This is a genomic window from Serratia sp. JSRIV006 (assembly GCF_019968685.1).
GTDB classification, from domain to species: Bacteria; Pseudomonadota; Gammaproteobacteria; order Enterobacterales; family Enterobacteriaceae; genus Chania; species Chania fonticola_B.
On the sequence record NZ_CP074137.1, the window covers coordinates 147793 to 164715 of the forward strand.

Below are 16923 nucleotides of genomic sequence, written 5' to 3' on the forward strand. Positions count from 1 at the left end.
TTGCCTGTTGGCTACAGAACCAGCTGTATTTCCGGTGGTGGTGGCGGGAGGTTATCCTGCCCGGCGTTAACACCCGCACTGGAACTGCCTGACGCGACGCTGGCCGACACCCATTTGAAGAAGCCGGAAAAGGCCGTTGAATCCAGAGTTTCGAGGGCCACAACCTGAGAGGTCAGTTGCTTGAGGTGTTCATGCTTGGCCTTCGGCCCGACCGCACAGGCGATAATGGAGCCGAAGGAACGTTTTTTGACTTCTTTGATCGCCTCGCCATAGGCATAGCTGTCTGACGGGGTGCCATCGGTCATCAGGAATACCAGTGGCCGCCAATCGCCTTTCTGATCGCCATCGGAGCGGTGGATATCCCGATCGACACATTTGATCAGGCACTCAAGCGCGGCCCCGGTGAAGGTGCCACCCGCGCTGGGGACGACAATGTCGGAGAACTGGAACTCTTCCAATGAGGTTAGCGGGATAAACTCACGGGCTTCGTTATCAAAGGTGATGATGGAGATATGCACGCTTTCCAGCGCATACGGGTCCTGGCGCAGCGCGCTCATCATTGACTGAATGCCCACGTTAACGGCATGGATAGATTCCCCGCGCATCGACCCGGAGGTATCAATCAGCAGGTAAACGGGTAATCTTCTCATTGCAGGTAGTTCTTCAAGTGGGACACGAAGGAGTCGGACTCGGAAGGTTCGCCAATGGCGTTCAGCTTCCAGCCGGTGCTTTCACGTACCAACTCGGCAAACAGCATGGAACGCTGGCCATCAAAGGCGGCCCCGCCCGAAAGATCGAAACGCGCCATTTCCACGTTTTTGGCATCCACCGCGCGGATAAAGGCGTTTTGCACCTTGCCGAAGTGCTGCTTCAGCTCCTGGCCGTTATAGATCTGCACGATGAAGACGATTTTTTCGTACTTGGGATCGAGGGAGTTCAACTGGGCGATAATCTGCTCGTCATCACCGTCACCCGCGCCGGTGCGGTTATCGCCGGTCAGCCAGATGTGGCCAGACTTATGGCGCTGGCTGTTGAAGAAAATGATGTCTCCGTTAACCAGCGAAGGCCGGCCGTTTTCCACATCGCCCAGGTCGGCGACTTTGCCTTGGGCATTACACAGGAAGGCGATAACGTCGAGATCATACTCCGGCTCTTTCTTGCCAAACAGACCACCCAGCAAACCTTTCTTCTCTTCATTGATATCCCAGCCGAGCCCAATGGTGACTGAGGAAAGGTCGTGTTCGTTTTTACGCAGGCTGACGCTTTGTCCTTTACGCAAACTGACTGACATAAAATCTCCTTGAAAATGTTTTATAGAACAACGTTAACTTCGGGTGGTGGTGGCGGTAAATCGTCCAGGCCAATAACTTCCTTTTTGCCTGACTCGACTTTCTGGCTGCCGACGGAGATGCTGGCCGACACCCATTTAAAGAAGGCTTTGATCGAGGTGGAGTCAGCCGTATCCAGCTGGAGGACGATCTCGGTGATTTCCTGGAGCACTTTGGTTTCGGCGCTGTGGCCAGCGGCACAGGCAACGACCACGCCGGTTCTGGCGGCTTTAAAGTCGCTGACGCCTTTGCGCCAGTCATCCGTGGGTGAGCCATCGGTCATGATGAACACCAGCGGGCGCCAATCGCCTTTAGTCTCGGCGGTGGTTTTCTGCACTTCGTTGCTGATGCTGGTGGCGACCAGTGAGAGAGCCTCACCCAGCGCGGTGGTGCCGCTGGCCACCAGTTCTGGCAGCTTGAAGCTCAGCAGATCGGTAAGGGGAACAGCCTGGCGTGCGGAAGAATCGAAGGTGATCACGGAAACATAGGCGGTTTCAAGGGCGTAGGGATCTTGTCGCAGGGTGGAGAGCAGCGTTTGCACCCCATTTTTGACCGCTTCAATGGGTTCGCCTGTCATGGAGCCCGAAGTATCAAGTAGCAGATAGACCGGAAGTCTTCTCATCGTATTCCCTTATTGAGTGCCGAGTTTACATAATAAGTGTTCTGGTCGTTATCTCAACAGAAATACCCACGTTTGCAGGAGTGGATTTGTTGATTTTGCGATCGCTTTATCCCCTCACCCCTACCCTCTCCCACAGGGAGAGGGAGCCAGCGCGGAGTCGTGGTCGTGGGCGGGAGTTGATCTGTAACAGGGCTGATAGAGTGGATGTCGTTGAGTTGTAGCACGGACCGTCCTCTTTTCCACAGGGAGAGGGAGCTGTCCTGCGTTGTGGATTAGTCTGTGCTGTTTCTGGAAGTGGGGAGCCTCAGTGAACTCGATCGTCCCCTTGCCCAAGGTGCGTTACCGAGCTTTCAGATCTACTCGGTCGGTCCCCTCTCCCTGTGGGCTGAGTGATCCCCAGTAATATGGTCAGCATCCCATGACCATATTACTGTACTCATTCCCTAACTTTTTCAGCATATTAACTATATTCATCCGTCTCACTATTCCCGCTCTGTCTCTCAGGACCTCACCAGCAAGCCTCAGATACGACAGGATCCGTCTCCCTTTCTCACTATTTGCCTGATAATGCCTATGAAGTTGTTTCTTTTCCGCCATATACCCCGTCAGCCACATCACCAGGCTGGCCATCGCTGCCACTACACTCAGAACCGCCAGGCGACCCCAGCCCTGGCTGCGGCTTAGTCTCAGCCCATATCCGAAGCGCGGACTTTTTTCGTCGCGGAAGTTCTGCTCTATCTGCATCCGACGACTGTACAGGGTCATTATCTGATGAGGCTCCAGGCCTTCAACATTACTGAACAGCAACCACGGTTCCTGAGCGCTACTTCGATGCTCTTTCTCCGTTTTTGACCGTCTGCCTTTTCCGTGACGTCCCGCCGATGGGCGCTTTTGCAGATAAAAGCTACCGTAACAAGGCATCCTCGGCTTACGAGCAAGTACACCGTAACCGACTTTTATGGGAGTGCTCTCCGCCTGCAAGTCACTGATTTTCATCCAGCGGGTGCTTCCTTCCAACTGGAAGCAGACGAGCCCTCTGACCCTGCCCGTAAAACACCAGCCCAGTTGGCTTATGTGCCTGAACCAGTCAGTTCTGAAGCCCGCATCCGTGATTATTGTGACGGGTTTTCCGTCGGGAATGGCCGCGTGGAGACGGTCAAGGAAGGCGCACTGAACCTGGCTGTTTTGTGCCAGCCAGGCGGGCACCACTTCGCTCATCAGAGGGAGGGAACGGCCATTACAGACTAGGCTTGCTCGCAGCAGATGCCAGTTTTTGTCATGCCATCCGCTCCAGTCGACAGCAATAACGCAGAACGGCATCAGTGAGGTGATAGACCGCGTAAGCATCTGTTGAATAAGGGGAAGTTCGTGATGAATAGCGGTATTACCGAGGGCCCGATCGACACGTTTAATTTTATTTTTGACGTGAGCTCTGCCTGGAAGCGAACGGCCGAGACTGGTTAGCGTCAAGTCAGCGCCGTTGCAAAGTGCAATGGCCATAGAGATAAGTACATTGATCCGAAAGGAATGAATACCACGTAAAGACGCGGAGAAAAATTTCTGGCAAACTGTTTGTAAAGGCACGATGAGGTCTCTTCTGTTTTGTTAGCGCAACCAGTAGATCACACTTCATCGTGCCTTTCATTTTTTTGTGGGGATTCCTCAGCCCTGTGGGAGAGGGTTAGGGTGAGGGGAAGGTATTACGGTTTTTGCTTGCTGGCCTGAATGCTGCGCACCAGGTCGTCGATACAGCGCTCAACAATCATGTCTACCGCTTCGCTGCGGGTCGTTTCCGTCACTCTGGATAAGCGATCGATTTTGCGTAGCACCGACATTTTTAATGACAGCGACACGGCTTTCTTCTTCTCTTTATCCAGATAGACACGGCTGACGACTTCACCGGTTTTCAGCTCAGAATTGGCCGCTAACGCATCCTGCATACGGCGAAAGTTCTTCTTGTCCAGATGCCCAGGCTGCGTCAACTGATAGGAATGGGTGGCCTTGCGGTATTTGATCTCCGCCTCGTAGGACTCTCTCAATTCCTTAAGCACGCGTGTCAGGGTTGGCCCCGAGCAGTCTAACTCGGTGATGATCTTGTCAGCGGATACGGGTTTACCCGCACTGAGTAAAATGGCCAGCTTATAGATCCGTGCCTGTCGCGTATTGAGTTGCATGATTAATGACTGCCTGCGTTGATGCTAAACCGGTGGCTTTCCTGAGATGACTCGTTGGCAATTCCATATACCTGAGCACGCGCCAGGATCTCTGACGCCCAGCGGCGATGGGTTGCGGGTTCGCACATGGTTCCCTGCGATTTAAACACCGCCTGTGAGGAGTTGAGGATCCGCAGCGCATCGGTATGATCGTTTGCCTGCACCATCAACGCCTTTTCGATCTTGCCGATCTGATTCGGGTGGATCGCCGTCTTGCCGACCAGGCCATGGGCGATATCGAGCGCCAATTCTTGATCCATAATCTGATGATCGTCAATATGCTCACAAACCGGTGCCGTCAGGGCGAAATCACGTGGGGAAAATACGGCAACCAGCATTTTTATCACATAGCCCATCGGGCCGTCGTACAGCGTCAGGTTCCGCGGCCTTCTGAGCGCCACCACGTTCATCAGATCGTTGCCACCGATACGCAGGGCGATGATGCGCCGATAGCACGGGTGGTGATGCAGGGTGTTGGCTAACTCACGCATTTGCACTACATCAAACACTTCTTCTGTCTCGAGCGTGGGCATCATGCACAGGTGCGAGTCCTGCATCATGTTCCACCAGTAAGGCAGCGAAGCCAGCGTGAATTTGGGCAGTACCAAGCCGTCCACCGCGCTGAAATCCATGCTCGCCAGCAGCTGTTTACCCATTTCTTTATGACGTGGCCGCACGAACACCAGTGGCCAGTGGTCATTGCCCTCCGCTGCCTTGGCTTGGGCCAACGTCTGGGTGAGTTCGCGCAGGTTGTCCAGCGCCTGGGGAAGATCTTCGTCGCTGACCGCGTCTTCCAGGCAGACGATCAGAGAGCGTAAACCGGCGATCTTGTTATTGAGGATCGTCTCGGCGATATCCGTTCTGGTGGCGGGCATATAGAGTGAAGCACCCAGCCGCCAAGGGGAAAGACGTTGGTTCATTAGAGCACCTTCTTGATAATGGTCACCGCACGGTACTGCCCGATCTCATCACCGACTTCGGTAATGGTCAGCCCCTTTTCGCGTGCCAGATAGACCAGCAGCGCGACGTCGGGATCGTCTACCGCACGGACCAAGACGTGATCCGGTACTCTGCGTAGCACAGCGCGCGTAGCCTCTGCGATCCCTGGTTTAATTCGGTTAATGCTGGCAACCTGATATTTTTCGGCGAGGTGGTTAACCACCCTCTCACTTTGTTGTTTCAGGTAAGCCTTTCTCTCTGCATTCTGTGTGCAGGGCTCAAGCGCCGCTGTGTCTAGCGTCGCGCGATACTGCGCCACGGTATCTACCAGCAGACGGCTGCATTCAAACTGGGCGAGATGATCGCACTGTACGCAGCCGTGCAGGCCTTCGTTTGACCAGATGGAGCGTGAAATCATGCCGGAAACCGGCGCGCCCATAATGCCAAACGGGATCAGCCAGTCGTCGTCGCTGGCGGCCAGCCACGAACACCCGCACGGGTCGGCAAGCACCACCAGGCGGGGCTGGGCAGGATAGCCAGGCCGGTTGTTGAGGGAGCGGATCAGTTCGCCGGTAATGGCTCCTTTGCCCGTCCAGCCATCGACAAAGACTATCCCTTCGGTGCCGTGACGCGCTTCAATCCAGTCGAGCGCGACCGAGTCAATGCCCCGGTCACGAATGATGCTGATGCCGTAGTGATACGACTCTTTACCCATGGCCCGCAGCGTTTGCTGGAGCATCACCCCTAGAGGAACCCCGGCACGCACCAGGCTGGCCAGAACTATCGGCGTATCGCCGAACCGCTCAATCAGCGCAAGGGCCAGCATCGAGACTTCTTTTGCCAGGCGTCCTGCACCCTGATCGAGTGCGCGGGCAAACAGGTCGAGGTGTGAAGGGGTCGGCTCCGGTTCCTGGCTCAACATCTCCGAGTAGTGACGGGCACCGGACTGGATCAGCTGTTCTTTCTGATCGACCGGCGTCATTTCCATTTCTACCGGTTGCAGCAGAAAGTGAACGTCCTCGGGCAGGTATGAGCCGGAAAAGGGCACAAAATCAGACATATTACTGCTCTCCGAAAATATGGCGGGAGATCGCTTCGGCAAACTGGCTCTGGCGCGGCAGGCCAAACCAGGTGCAAAGCTTCATAAAACGATGATCGCTGAGGCTGTCGCCCAACCCGATAACCGGGAACACGCCGCGTTCAAGGCGCAGTTTTTCCAGCAGGAAGGTGACGGCCAGCCCTTTCTCTACCACGGTCGGCAACCAGGCAACGTTGTTGCTGTTACGGTGGACGTAATAGCCTTCGGTGGGGAACAACTGCTCAATCTCATCGGCGATGGCGTAAAGCTCGTCCAGGCGAGTGCTGTCGCGGTGCTTCATCACCAGATAGACCGGCGTGTCGCCGTATTCATAGTTGATACGCGCCCAGCCATTGATGTTGCGTTCGGCCATCAGCTCGGTGATCTTGCGCTGCATCGCCAGCAGGTCAGCGGCATAAGGTTGCAGTTTTTCCAGCATCAGCGCCTGCCATGCCGGGTCTGGCTGCCCCTGCGGGGTGAGGATCACTGCACCGTGTGTGGTAACCGCCCATGACTTGAACGGGATACTCACCCGGGCAATCTCTTCGGTTCCACGCGCGGTGACCGGGATCAGCTCCGCATGTTCCAGCATCCAGTCCACCAGCATTGACTGCTCTTCGGTCATAAAGCTGCGGGGTTCCAGGCTACGATCCAAGGCGCCGGTGCGATACGGGGCCAGGTCGAGCTCATCGACCATCTTGCGGCGCGTCTGGAACAGGGTGTCGTCCAGATCGGAGAAAATGACCGGCTTATTCATAGCTTACGACCTCAACGGTTGGGGCGACCTGTTTTAACGCCTCAATTAACGCGGGATCAACGCTTGCCACAGGAGTTTCGATGCACAACAGGATCCGGTCAAACTGCTGGTGGGCCACGTTGTAGACAAAGTTGGGGATGCCGAGTCCATAGTTATCGCCAAAGGCGATGGCGGACTGGATGGCAAACCCGGTGGCAATCGGCGAACGGGTGGTGGAGCTGAATTTAACCTCGGCCCCCTGTTTTTCCAGGCGTTCAGCCAATAGGAAGGGCTCCCAGACAAACTCGCTGCTGCCCAGCACCAGCAATTTTTCCCCTGGATGCGTCTGAATATCGCGCCCCAGATCCGCACTTGGCGATGAGATGCCCAAGCGGCCCCAGCTTTGTTTACCGGTGATCGGCACGCTGCCGGTGGCGGTAACGTTGACTGCGGGCATCACCGGCACCGGAGCATCGGGATTTTTTTCCCAGTGCCAGTCACCCTGAACCAGTGACACATACTGGATCGGGATTGGGCTGCGTTGGGCGAGCGCATCGCCGCTCCAGTCGGTCAGCGTGGCGGTGATGGCGCGGGCAATGTTGTGTAACCCGGCATCCTGCTGTAAAGCCTGGAGCAGGTTGATGAAGGTGTTGCCGGTGGTGGCTTCATCGTCGATCAGCACCACGGTTTTGGCTTCCAGCACGCGGCGGCGCAGTTCGGCATCCTGTGGCAGATAAAGCAGGTGGTCCGTGGCGTGGCTGTGATTTTCTTTGAATTCGCACAGCAGCTCACCCCCCTCTACCGGATGGCGGGTGGAGGTGAGGTATACCGGATCGCTAACGCTGCCCCGGACTTCGTCAAACACACCTGCACCGAATCCGACGGCGGTTTCCGCCATGCCGATAAACAGCACCGGGCCTTGATCGCAGGCCGGGAACAACGCGGCCAATTGCTGATAGACGGCGCGCATGACGCTCGGCTTCACCGGAATATGGCGGCCCAACACTTTGCTGACGAACAGAAACGCGCGTTTCGGGTTGCGCCTTTCGGCTACGTCAAACAGCTCATCCAGCGCGATCGTGCCGCCCGTTGGGGTTACTTTCAGCGTGCCGCAGGACAGCGTGCGGGAATAGGTATTTAGCATGGGTTAGTCCTTCACCAGCAGGTTGTCGAGCTCGGGGTGATATCTGACGACATCGGTAATAGAACGGACGATCGCTGGGGAGAATGCAGATTTAGCCTCATCAATCACTTGCTGCTGGCTCATTACGCCAAGCTTATACAGGGCGAACAGGCCCGGCAGATTGACGCCGCTAAAACGGGTATAGCCGATACCACCAGACGGGCGCAGGTTGATTTCCAGCAGTACCGGGCGCCCGCTGGTGTCGTTGCGGGTTTGCACGTTGACCAGGCCATCGGCCTGCATCGCGGTAGCACAGGCTTTAGCCAGTTCAAACGCCTCGCCGTGGTTTTCCAGATATTGCAGCGCCCCTTCTTTTCTACGTGCGACGGCAGCCAGCACGGTGCCCCGATCAACCAACATGTCGACGGAGTATTCAGGGCCAGGCAGGTAAGGCATCAGCACCAATGGCTCAAACTCGCCAGCGTCTGCCAGCGCGCTGAGGTAGCGCTGTGGGTTCACTTTGCGGTTTTCCGGATGGGTAAAGGCGGCCATCGGGCCTACGCTTTCATCAAAACGCCAAAATCCCATGCCATAAATACCCTTCACCGGTTTGACGCACAGCTGCGCGCCAGAGAAAGGGGAACGGCTAATCAGATCGCGCAGCTCGGCCACCGACTCAATGCGCAGAGAGGGGACGACCGGCAAGCCATGCCGCTCCATGGCCTGGGCAAATGCCACTTTGTCATCGGCCAGCTCAAACATCGCCTGGCTGGTGGCACCGGTGGTCAGTGTGACACCGGCAGCCTCGATCTGTTGGCGATGAGCTTCGAACCACTGCGTGTTACGGCCCGTGTGGATGGCATTGATGCCGCACTGTTCCACCGTAGACAGAATGAAGGGTAGCCGCTGTTCGTCTTCTTTCGGTTCGAACAAGGCGACGTCTGCCTGGGAGAGGATCTCGTTACGTTCATTACGGTGTGAGGCAACCACCGTCACGGCAGTTTGCTTGGCCTTAACCAATGAAACGATGCCCTGAATAATATCCCGCTGGGAAGATAAACCTTCCATAAGCCACATTTTGAGTGTCATTTTTTGATTTTACCGTTCAAGGCTTGATGGTTAAAAGGATCGCTGTGGGGTGAGGCCACCCAATGGCGATGTCAATCATAACATGATGTCAGTCTGGAAGTGAAAATATACGTGAAAAAGTCACATAAAATGAATGTTATAGCCAAGTTGTCACCAAGCGTGAAAAAAATAAATCCATTTAAAACATCGAATTAACTAAAACAAAGCCGTTGGGCATCAAAAATGGGTTGTGCAAGAACAACATCATGATATGATTTTTTACTCATGGAATTTGGTGTAAAAAAATCACTGTTTTCAATACCAACTTGAAGGAACTTAAACCATGGTGTCATTAACCAAGAACCAGACCGTTTCGCTCAGCAAGCAGTCATCTGCCATCAACCAGCTGCACTTCGGCCTGGGGTGGGATCCGATCAAGAAGAAAGGCGGCCTGTTGAGCAAGATGTTCGGCGGCGGCAGTGATGCCATCGATCTCGATGCTGGCTGCGTATTGCTGGATAAAGATGGCAATACCCTCGACACAATCTGGTTCCGCCAGCTTAAGTCTCGCTGCGGCGCTGTGGTGCACAGCGGCGACAACCTGACCGGTGAAGGTGATGGCGATGACGAAGTCATCCTGGTCGAGCTGGCAAAGCTGCCTGCTCAGGTGGAATACCTGGCCTTTACCGTCAACAGCTTCCGTGGGCAGTCGTTCAACGATGTGGAAAACGCGTTTTGCCGCGTGGTCGATCAGGCCAAAAAGGAGCTGGCACGTTATGAGCTGAAAGAGCAGGGCGCTCATACCGGTATCGTGATTGCTTCACTTCGTCGTAACAATGGCCAGTGGGATTTTACCGCGCATGGCAAAGCCTGCAGTGGCAGAACCATTGATGACATGCATGCAGACATCAAAGCTACCGTGGTGCGCTAATGAATATGACTCCGGGGGCCAATGCCCCAGTTCCATCTAAATTACTGAAGGTTCGCGTGCTGTCCGGCGCACCGGTTGATGCCTCCGCTTTCCGCCTGTATGCCGATGGCAAAGTGAAAGGCGACGCGGACATGATCTTTTATGGTCAGCCCAAGAGCGATGACGCCACGGTGTCTTTGACCAATGAAGGTCATAACGCCAACTTCGCGGTAGACGTCAGCCGCTTGCACCCAGACGTGCAGAAAGTCGCCTTTACGGTGACCTGTGAAGGGGCTCAGACCGTCGCGGGCCTGCAACGTTTGCTGATCCAGATTGAAGCGGATAACGAAGTACTGCTGGTGGGCACTGTTGAGCTGAATGGCCGCCAGGAAGCCGCATTGATCCTGGGTGAGCTTTACCGTCGCAACAGCGAATGGAAGTTCCGCTTTATCGCTCAGGGCTTCAACGGCGGGCTGAAACCGCTGGCTGAGCATTTTGGTGTGGATGTGGCGGATTCTCCTGCCCCGGCAGCGGCTCCTGCGCCAACGCCTGCACCGGCCCCAACGCCGGAGCCAGCCAAAATCAGCCTGAGCAAAGTATCGTTAACCAAAGAAAAACCGGCTATCAGCCTGACCAAGCGGGATAACTTTGGGGAAATCCGTATCAACCTGAACTGGCATCGCGGCAGCGGCCCGACGGGTTTACGGGCGATGTTCAGTTCGAACAAAGGCGTCGATCTCGATCTCGGGGCGTTTGTTGAAATGGCCAACGGGGAAAAAACGGTGATCCAGGCGCTCGGTAAGCGTTTTGGTGACTACAACCGCGAGCCGTTTGTCCAACTGCAAGGCGATGACCGCACCGGTGATATCTCGGATGGCGAATGGCTGCACATCAACGGGCGCGAATGGAAACATATCCGCGAAGTGCTGGTTTATGCCTTCATCTACGAAGGGGTCGCGAGCTGGGATAAAACGGACGGCGTGGTGACATTGCATGTGCCAGATCAGCCACCGATTGAAACCCGCATGTCGGAAGGCCAGAACAACCGCAACATGTGCGCCATTGCGCGCCTGGTTAACGAGAACGGTAGCATCAAAGTTGAGCGTGTTAACCGCTTCTTTAACGGTCACAGTGACATGGATCAGGCTTTCGGCTGGGGTTTCAGCTGGAGAGCAGGGTCAAAGTAATCAATTTCACAGAGGATTTCACCATGAGTTTTTTCAACAAGGTTAAAGGGGCATTCAATGCCAGCCGCGACGAACTGACCAAGCAGGTCAGCCGTTTCAAGAATAAAAAGTTCATGCAGGGTACCGTGGCCGTGTGCGCCCGTATCTCCGTGGCCAGCGGCGGTGTCAGCACTGAAGAAAAACAGAAGATGATTGGGTTCCTCCAGGCATCTGATGAGCTGAAAGTATTCGAGACCACTGAAGTCATCGAATTCTTTAACAAACTGATCGCCAGCTTCGAGTTCGATGTCGAAATCGGCAAAGGCGAAACCATGAAGTACATCCTGGCGCTGAAAGATCAGCCGGAAGCGGCCCAACTGGCCATCCGTGTGGGTATTGCCGTAGCCAAAAGCGACGGTGACTTCGACCAGGATGAGCAAAAAGCGGTACGCGAAATCGTGGCTGCTCTGGGCTTTGATGCGGCCGAATTCGGTCTTTAATGTAATATCTTCAGAAGGTTAATATGGTATCCACGCACATCGGCTTCCCGACCGAAACCGTCATTGTTTTCATTGTATTGGCTGTCGGGGCCATTTTTATCGACTTGTTTATGCACCGCGATGACAAGCCTATTTCGCTGAAGAGCGCAGCCCTATGGTCTGTGTTCTGGGTTGCCATAGCGATGGCCTTTGCCGGTTTCCTGTATATCCACCACGGCGCCGAAGTGGCCAGCCTGTTTGTCACCGGTTATGCCTTAGAGAAAGTGCTGTCGGTTGATAACCTGTTTGTCATGATGGCGATCTTCTCCTGGTTCGCCGTGCCGGATCGTTTCCGTCACCGCGTGCTCTACTGGGGCATTATCGGGGCTATCGTGTTCCGCGGTATCTTCGTTGCCATCGGTACCGGTTTGCTCAGCCTCGGGCCATACGTTGAAATTGTCTTTGCGCTGATCGTGGCCTGGACGGCGGTGATGATGTTGCGCAGCGGCGATGACGGTGATGAGATCGAAGACTACTCGCAGCACTTGGCGTACCGCATGGTGAAACGGTTCTTCCCGATTTGGCCGAAACTGCGGGGCCACGCTTTCCTGTTAAGCCAGAAAGAAGTTGATGAAGAGTTGGCTAAACCGGAAAACAAAGATGTGACGATTGGCCGTGGTGCCAAAGCCTGGCGGTACGCTACACCGCTGATGCTGTGTGTGGCTGTGGTTGAGCTTTCCGACGTGATGTTTGCGTTTGACTCGGTACCGGCCATCATCGCCGTGAGCCGTGAGCCGCTGATTGTCTACAGCGCCATGATGTTCGCCATCCTCGGCCTGCGTACGTTGTATTTTGTGCTGGAAGCCCTGAAGCAGTACCTGACGCATCTGGAAAAAGCCGTTATTGTGTTGCTGTTCTTCATTGCGGTGAAACTGGGTCTTAATGCCACCGACCACATCTGGCATCATGGGTACAGCATTTCAGCAACGGCGAGCCTGTTTGTCGTGCTGGGCGTTCTTGCGGTGGGTATTATCGCGAGCGTCATGTTCCCAGGCAAACCCGACGCCGAGGAGAAAAAGGAGAGCTGATCTCCTATCCAGCTGAAATCAATTCGCATGAGTTTACTTTTTTGAGAGGTTAGAACAATGAGTGTTTCTTTATCTAAAGGCGGTAATGTTTCCCTGAGTAAAGCAGCCCCAACCATGAAGAATGTGTTGATTGGTCTGGGTTGGGACGCACGCTCCACCGATGGTCAAGACTTTGACCTGGATGCCTCTGCATTCCTGCTGGCCGCAAACGGGAAAGTGCGCGGTGATGCTGACTTCATTTTTTATAACAACCTGACTTCTTCTGACGGTTCCGTTACCCATACCGGTGACAACCGTACGGGTGAAGGCGACGGTGATGACGAATCTCTGAAAATCAAACTGGATATGATCCCAGCGGATGTCGACAAAATCGTGTTTGTGGTCACTATCCACGATGCGCAGGCTCGTCGTCAGAGCTTCGGCCAGGTATCCGGTGCCTTTATCCGTTTGGTGAACGATGACAACCAGACCGAAGTGGCCCGTTACGACCTGACAGAAGATGCGTCCACCGAAACCGCCATGCTGTTTGGTGAGCTGTATCGCAACAACGCCGAGTGGAAATTCCGCGCGGTAGGTCAGGGTTATGCCGGTGGCTTGGCTTCCGTGTGTGCTCAGTACGGCATCAACGCGTCCTGATCGATAAGCTAGTTAATATGACGGGCAGTACACTACTGCCCGTATCATCCCCTACAAAGCAGGAGCTTTAAAATGGCAGTTTCTCTCGTAAAAGGCGGTAACGTATCCCTGACCAAAGAAGCACCAACCATGAACATTGCCATGGCTGGCTTAGGTTGGGATGCGCGTGTCACCGATGGCCAAGGGTTTGACCTGGACGCCTCCGTATTTATGGTTGGTGATGACGGTAAGGTGCTGGGCGACAGCAGCTTTATCTTCTTCAACAACAAGAAGAGTGCCTGTGGTTCCGTTGAGCACCAGGGCGACAACCGCACCGGTGAAGGCGATGGCGACGATGAGCAGGTCAAAATTGAGCTGAGCAAAGTGCCTGCTGAAGTCAAGAAACTGGTTTTCGCCGTGACCATCTATGATGCCGAAGCGCGTAAACAGAACTTTGGCATGGTCAGCAACAGCTACATGCGTATCTTCAACAACGATAACGGCACCGAAATCGCCCGCTTCGACCTGTCTGAAGATGCCTCTACCGAAACCGCGATGGTGTTCGGCGAGCTGTATCGCAACGGTGCCGAGTGGAAATTCAAGGCAGTAGGCCAAGGTTTTGCCGGTGGCCTGTCCGCTCTGGCTTCACAGCATGGCGTGAATATCTAAGATAGGCTCGTTGCCAGTGTGAGAACCGAGGTCAGGGGCTACAGATTAACCCCTGCATCTGATTATGGCTCCGCATCAGCTCCCTCTCCCTGTGGGAGAGGGTTGGGGTGAGGGGGATTACACGCTCCCCTTGCCCAGTCCCACCATCAATATCCCCGTTATGGAAAAGCTATTTTAACAGGAGGTTATCCTGATGATTTTACAGTCCGGCCAGAATCTGGTGGTCAATGGCACCCAGCTCAACCTGACCCTGCAGTACCCCGCCAGCCCTGGTTTTAAGAGTGAGCCTGATACCGCAGTATTCCTGCTGAATGCCGAGGGCAAAGTCCGTGGCGATGCCGATTTTATCTTCTTCAATCAAGCCGCTACTCCCAACCGCAGCGTCGTTTTACAAACCACCCACCAAAGCAGCACCCTCTCGTTAGATCTAAGCAAAATTGACGCCGATGTCAGCAAGATTGCCATCACTTTGGTGATTGATGGCTTGGACGCGATCTCTGGGCTGCAACACCTGAAAATGGATGCGCAGAACGTTGCCCAATACAGCGTAGAAACCCCGGGTCGTCAGGAGAAGGCGCTGATTGTCGCCGAAATTTATCGCCATGCCGGTAATTGGAAGCTGCGCGCGCTGGGGCAAGGGTTTAACGGTGGCCTGGAGCCGCTGGCGTTAAACTATGGCGTTGATGTGGCTCAGCCAGCGGCGCCTGCTACTCCGCCGCCGACCGTCAGCCTGGAGAAAAAACTGCAGGATAAAGCCCCGCATTTGGTGAGCCTGGCGAAGAACGTCACCGTCAGCCTGGCTAAATTCAATCTGCAGTCGCTAAAAGCCAAGGTTGCGTTCGTGCTGGATGCTTCAGGATCGATGACCGGGCAGTTCAAAAAGGGCAATGTGCAGGCGGTACTGGATCGCATCGCCGTGCTGGCCGTGCAGTTTGATGATGACGGCTCGATGGACGTCTGGGGCTTTGCCGAAAAACATGCCAAATATCCCGATGTGACGCTGGATAATCTTGATGGCTATATCAAGGCGATCCAGGGCAACGGCAAGCGCTCAATGTGGGAGACCCTGCCAAAACTGGGCGGCACCAATAATGAGCCGCCGGTGATGGAGGAGCTGATCGATACGTTTAAACACAGCGATATGCCGGTATACGTGGTGTTTATTACCGACGGTGGCATCAGCAAAACGCGCCAGATCAAAGAGGCGATCAAGCGTTCGGCCAACTATCCGATTTTCTGGAAGTTTGTCGGCCTGGGTGGCTCGAATTACGGCGTGCTGGAAAAGCTGGATACCTTCACCGATCGCCGGGTGGATAACACCAACTTCTTCGCGATTGACGACTTTGCCACGATGAGGGAAGACCGTTTGTACGATCTGCTGCTGGAAGAGTTTAAAGAGTGGTATGACGCGGCCAAGGCGGACCGGATTATTGTGTAGCCATGAGCCCTGGCCCTTCTCCCACAAGGGAAGGGCTAGGGGGAAATAGTGTTGCTGGGGCTGGTAATGGTTACCGTTGTTGGTTCGTCTTGCCGATGACATTAGGCTCCGCCACGCGCAACCTTTTGATCGCAGAGCGGCGCTTTGACCAGGCCGGATGGAAATGCCGCCAGTGCGCATCCTGGGCAGCCGCCAACAGTTCGTAGTCCCCACGGGTATCGCCCCAGGCTCTGAGATGATAGTTCCCCAATGGGCCGTAGATACTTTCCAGGCGTTCAACCTTCTGCCCACAGCGGCAGTTATGGCCGGTGATGCGCCCGGTGAGTTTACCGTCGACCACTTCCAACTGAGTACCAATCAGCTTGATGCCCAAACGATCGGCAAACGGCTGTAGCACCAGGGCTGGTGAAGCAGAACAAATCGTGACTTCAGCGCCGGAGCTGACCTCCATGGCAACCGCAATCAGCCCGGAAGGGCGCATCAGCTTGGTCCAATAGGCCGAACAAAAGGCTTCCGCCTGCTGGCGGAACCAGTGCTCATCAACCCCGGTCAGGAAAACCTTAATCAGGGTTTCTTTTAGCTCGTCGCGGGTGAGTTTTTTACGCATATGCTTAAATGCAGGCTGCGCCAGCCGCAATAAGCGACGGGCAAATACGCGCCGGCCAAAAGCGAAACGCAGGAATGGGATAAAACTGTCGTGGTGAGTCAGCGTTCCGTCAAAATCAAAAACCGACAAAACTTGCGTTGTCCGACTTGCCTCTGTATCCATTTTTAAATCATACCTCTACTGTGCAACACAGGGCATTCCCCCCAATCCTGTGGATGATAGCAGAACTCCCCCACAGGTTGAATTTTTGCCAGCCAAGCCTGCGGCGGTGGCGCTAACCCTAGTGACGGGCATGTCACCCCATTAAAGCATATGGGGTTCAAGGGCTATGAAAACCAGCAATCTAGCTACCACCGGTAAACCTTGCCCATTCCTGCTGATGCTCGCTGGCAGATTAGCATTCAGAAAGGGTAGCTCATCTGACCTGGCTCGGGAGTTTTCCCAGGTAACATCAGATTTGAGCATCGCTACGCCCTTAAACGTAGGGATAACAATCCATCACATCTTCTTACCTTTTGTCATCTTTGGCCAGTATACTTAATTCCAGCTTGAGGGCACTTTGCCGCTCAGGAATGGTCAACCTTAACGAATGAAGGGATACACAATGAAAAATATTTTCTTTTTTGATGCGATGCTGACGCCGAAAATCATTACCGGCGTTTATTGGCTTTGCCTGCTGGGCATCCTGGTCGGTGGCATCGGGTCGATGTTCTATGGTGAGTTTTTCCGTGGGCTACTGGCCATGATCATTGGCGGTGTCTTTACCCGTGTCTGTTTTGAAATGGTGATCATCGCCTTCAAAAATAACGAGTACCTACGCAAGATTGCTGAAAAGCCGTAATGT

Annotated in this window: 19 protein-coding genes; 8 read left to right on the forward strand and 11 right to left on the reverse strand. The window is 54.6% G+C overall.

Annotated features, from left to right (window positions below; genetic code table 11):
• Positions 1–11 precede the first annotated feature (11 nt).
• The 10 genes from KGP16_RS00640 to KGP16_RS00685 all read right to left on the reverse strand — a co-directional run bounded on the left by KGP16_RS00640 (position 12) and on the right by KGP16_RS00685 (position 9128).
• On the reverse strand, positions 12–650 hold the full coding sequence (locus tag KGP16_RS00640) for a VWA domain-containing protein (protein WP_021807360.1): 639 nt from the start codon (positions 648–650) through the stop codon (positions 12–14).
• Positions 647–1291 (reverse strand): TerD family protein, encoded by a 645-nt coding sequence (locus KGP16_RS00645; protein ID WP_021181609.1) that lies wholly within the window; start codon positions 1289–1291, stop codon positions 647–649. Before KGP16_RS00645 ends, KGP16_RS00640 begins: the two co-directional genes overlap by 4 nt.
• A gap of 20 nt (positions 1292–1311) precedes the next feature.
• Complete coding sequence (locus KGP16_RS00650; RefSeq protein WP_021807361.1) at positions 1312–1950, reverse strand: VWA domain-containing protein; 639 nt, start codon at positions 1948–1950, stop codon at positions 1312–1314.
• A gap of 408 nt (positions 1951–2358) precedes the next feature.
• Positions 2359–3534 (reverse strand): IS4 family transposase, encoded by a 1176-nt coding sequence (locus tag KGP16_RS00655; protein WP_059199164.1) that lies wholly within the window; start codon positions 3532–3534, stop codon positions 2359–2361.
• Positions 3535–3650: 116 nt separating this feature from the next.
• Positions 3651–4124: an HTH domain-containing protein gene (locus KGP16_RS00660; RefSeq protein ID WP_021181607.1), complete on the reverse strand. Its 474-nt coding sequence runs from the start codon at positions 4122–4124 to the stop codon at positions 3651–3653.
• 2 nt (positions 4125–4126) lie between these two features.
• On the reverse strand, positions 4127–5083 hold the full coding sequence (locus KGP16_RS00665; RefSeq protein WP_094983303.1) for an HpcH/HpaI aldolase/citrate lyase family protein: 957 nt from the start codon (positions 5081–5083) through the stop codon (positions 4127–4129).
• Positions 5083–6162 (reverse strand): cysteine protease StiP family protein, encoded by a 1080-nt coding sequence (locus KGP16_RS00670; protein ID WP_094983304.1) that lies wholly within the window; start codon positions 6160–6162, stop codon positions 5083–5085. Before KGP16_RS00670 ends, KGP16_RS00665 begins: the two co-directional genes overlap by 1 nt.
• Before the next feature lies 1 nt (position 6163).
• Entirely contained in the window at positions 6164–6937 is a 774-nt protein-coding gene (locus KGP16_RS00675; RefSeq protein ID WP_059199160.1) for a hypothetical protein, read from the reverse strand.
• On the reverse strand, positions 6930–8060 hold the full coding sequence (locus KGP16_RS00680) for a phosphoribosyltransferase domain-containing protein (protein ID WP_223500639.1): 1131 nt from the start codon (positions 8058–8060) through the stop codon (positions 6930–6932). The genes KGP16_RS00675 and KGP16_RS00680 overlap by 8 nt, the downstream gene beginning before the upstream one ends.
• A 3-nt stretch (positions 8061–8063) precedes the next feature.
• Positions 8064–9128: an ATP-grasp domain-containing protein gene (locus tag KGP16_RS00685; protein WP_037376572.1), complete on the reverse strand. Its 1065-nt coding sequence runs from the start codon at positions 9126–9128 to the stop codon at positions 8064–8066.
• A gap of 322 nt (positions 9129–9450) precedes the next feature.
• On the opposite strand from KGP16_RS00685, the gene KGP16_RS00690 reads away from it, so the two are divergent.
• The 7 genes from KGP16_RS00690 to KGP16_RS00720 all read left to right on the forward strand — a co-directional run bounded on the left by KGP16_RS00690 (position 9451) and on the right by KGP16_RS00720 (position 15472).
• Positions 9451–10038, forward strand: coding sequence for a TerD family protein (locus KGP16_RS00690; protein ID WP_021181601.1), 588 nt, complete (start codon positions 9451–9453; stop codon positions 10036–10038).
• Entirely contained in the window at positions 10038–11204 is a 1167-nt protein-coding gene (locus tag KGP16_RS00695; RefSeq protein WP_166733817.1) for a TerD family protein, read from the forward strand. Before KGP16_RS00690 ends, KGP16_RS00695 begins: the two co-directional genes overlap by 1 nt.
• Before the next feature lie 23 nt (positions 11205–11227).
• The gene (locus KGP16_RS00700; protein WP_021807713.1) at positions 11228–11683 is read left to right on the forward strand and encodes a tellurite resistance TerB family protein; all 456 of its coding nucleotides are present in this window, start codon (positions 11228–11230) and stop codon (positions 11681–11683) included.
• Positions 11684–11706: 23 nt separating this feature from the next.
• Positions 11707–12750 (forward strand): TerC/Alx family metal homeostasis membrane protein, encoded by a 1044-nt coding sequence (locus tag KGP16_RS00705; RefSeq protein ID WP_021807714.1) that lies wholly within the window; start codon positions 11707–11709, stop codon positions 12748–12750.
• 57 nt (positions 12751–12807) lie between these two features.
• The gene (gene terD, locus KGP16_RS00710; protein WP_021807715.1) at positions 12808–13386 is read left to right on the forward strand and encodes a tellurium resistance membrane protein TerD; all 579 of its coding nucleotides are present in this window, start codon (positions 12808–12810) and stop codon (positions 13384–13386) included.
• A gap of 72 nt (positions 13387–13458) precedes the next feature.
• Positions 13459–14034: a TerD family protein gene (locus KGP16_RS00715; protein ID WP_021807716.1), complete on the forward strand. Its 576-nt coding sequence runs from the start codon at positions 13459–13461 to the stop codon at positions 14032–14034.
• Positions 14035–14227: 193 nt separating this feature from the next.
• Positions 14228–15472 (forward strand): VWA domain-containing protein, encoded by a 1245-nt coding sequence (locus KGP16_RS00720; RefSeq protein ID WP_223500640.1) that lies wholly within the window; start codon positions 14228–14230, stop codon positions 15470–15472.
• A 70-nt stretch (positions 15473–15542) separates the two neighbouring features.
• Here the strand turns inward: KGP16_RS00720 and KGP16_RS00725 are convergent, their stop codons facing one another.
• Positions 15543–16241: an HAD family hydrolase gene (locus KGP16_RS00725; protein ID WP_037376573.1), complete on the reverse strand. Its 699-nt coding sequence runs from the start codon at positions 16239–16241 to the stop codon at positions 15543–15545.
• A 442-nt stretch (positions 16242–16683) separates the two neighbouring features.
• Between KGP16_RS00725 and KGP16_RS00730 the strand changes: the two genes are divergently transcribed.
• The gene (locus tag KGP16_RS00730; protein ID WP_021807719.1) at positions 16684–16920 is read left to right on the forward strand and encodes a DUF4282 domain-containing protein; all 237 of its coding nucleotides are present in this window, start codon (positions 16684–16686) and stop codon (positions 16918–16920) included.
• The last annotated feature ends 3 nt before the right edge of the window (positions 16921–16923 follow it).

Coding starts and splice junctions, on each gene's coding strand:
- KGP16_RS00650 (WP_021807361.1), bottom strand. CDS start 1,950: ATGAGAAGACTTCCGGTCTATCTGCTACTTGATACTTCGGGCTCCATG.
- KGP16_RS00725 (WP_037376573.1), bottom strand. CDS start 16,241: ATGGATACAGAGGCAAGTCGGACAACGCAAGTTTTGTCGGTTTTTGAT.
- KGP16_RS00680 (WP_223500639.1), bottom strand. CDS start 8,060: ATGCTAAATACCTATTCCCGCACGCTGTCCTGCGGCACGCTGAAAGTA.
- KGP16_RS00640 (WP_021807360.1), bottom strand. CDS start 650: ATGAGAAGATTACCCGTTTACCTGCTGATTGATACCTCCGGGTCGATG.
- KGP16_RS00670 (WP_094983304.1), bottom strand. CDS start 6,162: ATGTCTGATTTTGTGCCCTTTTCCGGCTCATACCTGCCCGAGGACGTT.
- KGP16_RS00730 (WP_021807719.1), top strand. CDS start 16,684: ATGAAAAATATTTTCTTTTTTGATGCGATGCTGACGCCGAAAATCATT.
- KGP16_RS00645 (WP_021181609.1), bottom strand. CDS start 1,291: ATGTCAGTCAGTTTGCGTAAAGGACAAAGCGTCAGCCTGCGTAAAAAC.
- KGP16_RS00665 (WP_094983303.1), bottom strand. CDS start 5,083: ATGAACCAACGTCTTTCCCCTTGGCGGCTGGGTGCTTCACTCTATATG.
- KGP16_RS00695 (WP_166733817.1), top strand. CDS start 10,038: ATGAATATGACTCCGGGGGCCAATGCCCCAGTTCCATCTAAATTACTG.
- KGP16_RS00715 (WP_021807716.1), top strand. CDS start 13,459: ATGGCAGTTTCTCTCGTAAAAGGCGGTAACGTATCCCTGACCAAAGAA.
- KGP16_RS00660 (WP_021181607.1), bottom strand. CDS start 4,124: ATGCAACTCAATACGCGACAGGCACGGATCTATAAGCTGGCCATTTTA.
- KGP16_RS00720 (WP_223500640.1), top strand. CDS start 14,228: ATGATTTTACAGTCCGGCCAGAATCTGGTGGTCAATGGCACCCAGCTC.
- KGP16_RS00675 (WP_059199160.1), bottom strand. CDS start 6,937: ATGAATAAGCCGGTCATTTTCTCCGATCTGGACGACACCCTGTTCCAG.
- KGP16_RS00705 (WP_021807714.1), top strand. CDS start 11,707: ATGGTATCCACGCACATCGGCTTCCCGACCGAAACCGTCATTGTTTTC.
- KGP16_RS00690 (WP_021181601.1), top strand. CDS start 9,451: ATGGTGTCATTAACCAAGAACCAGACCGTTTCGCTCAGCAAGCAGTCA.
- terD (WP_021807715.1), top strand. CDS start 12,808: ATGAGTGTTTCTTTATCTAAAGGCGGTAATGTTTCCCTGAGTAAAGCA.
- KGP16_RS00685 (WP_037376572.1), bottom strand. CDS start 9,128: ATGACACTCAAAATGTGGCTTATGGAAGGTTTATCTTCCCAGCGGGAT.
- KGP16_RS00700 (WP_021807713.1), top strand. CDS start 11,228: ATGAGTTTTTTCAACAAGGTTAAAGGGGCATTCAATGCCAGCCGCGAC.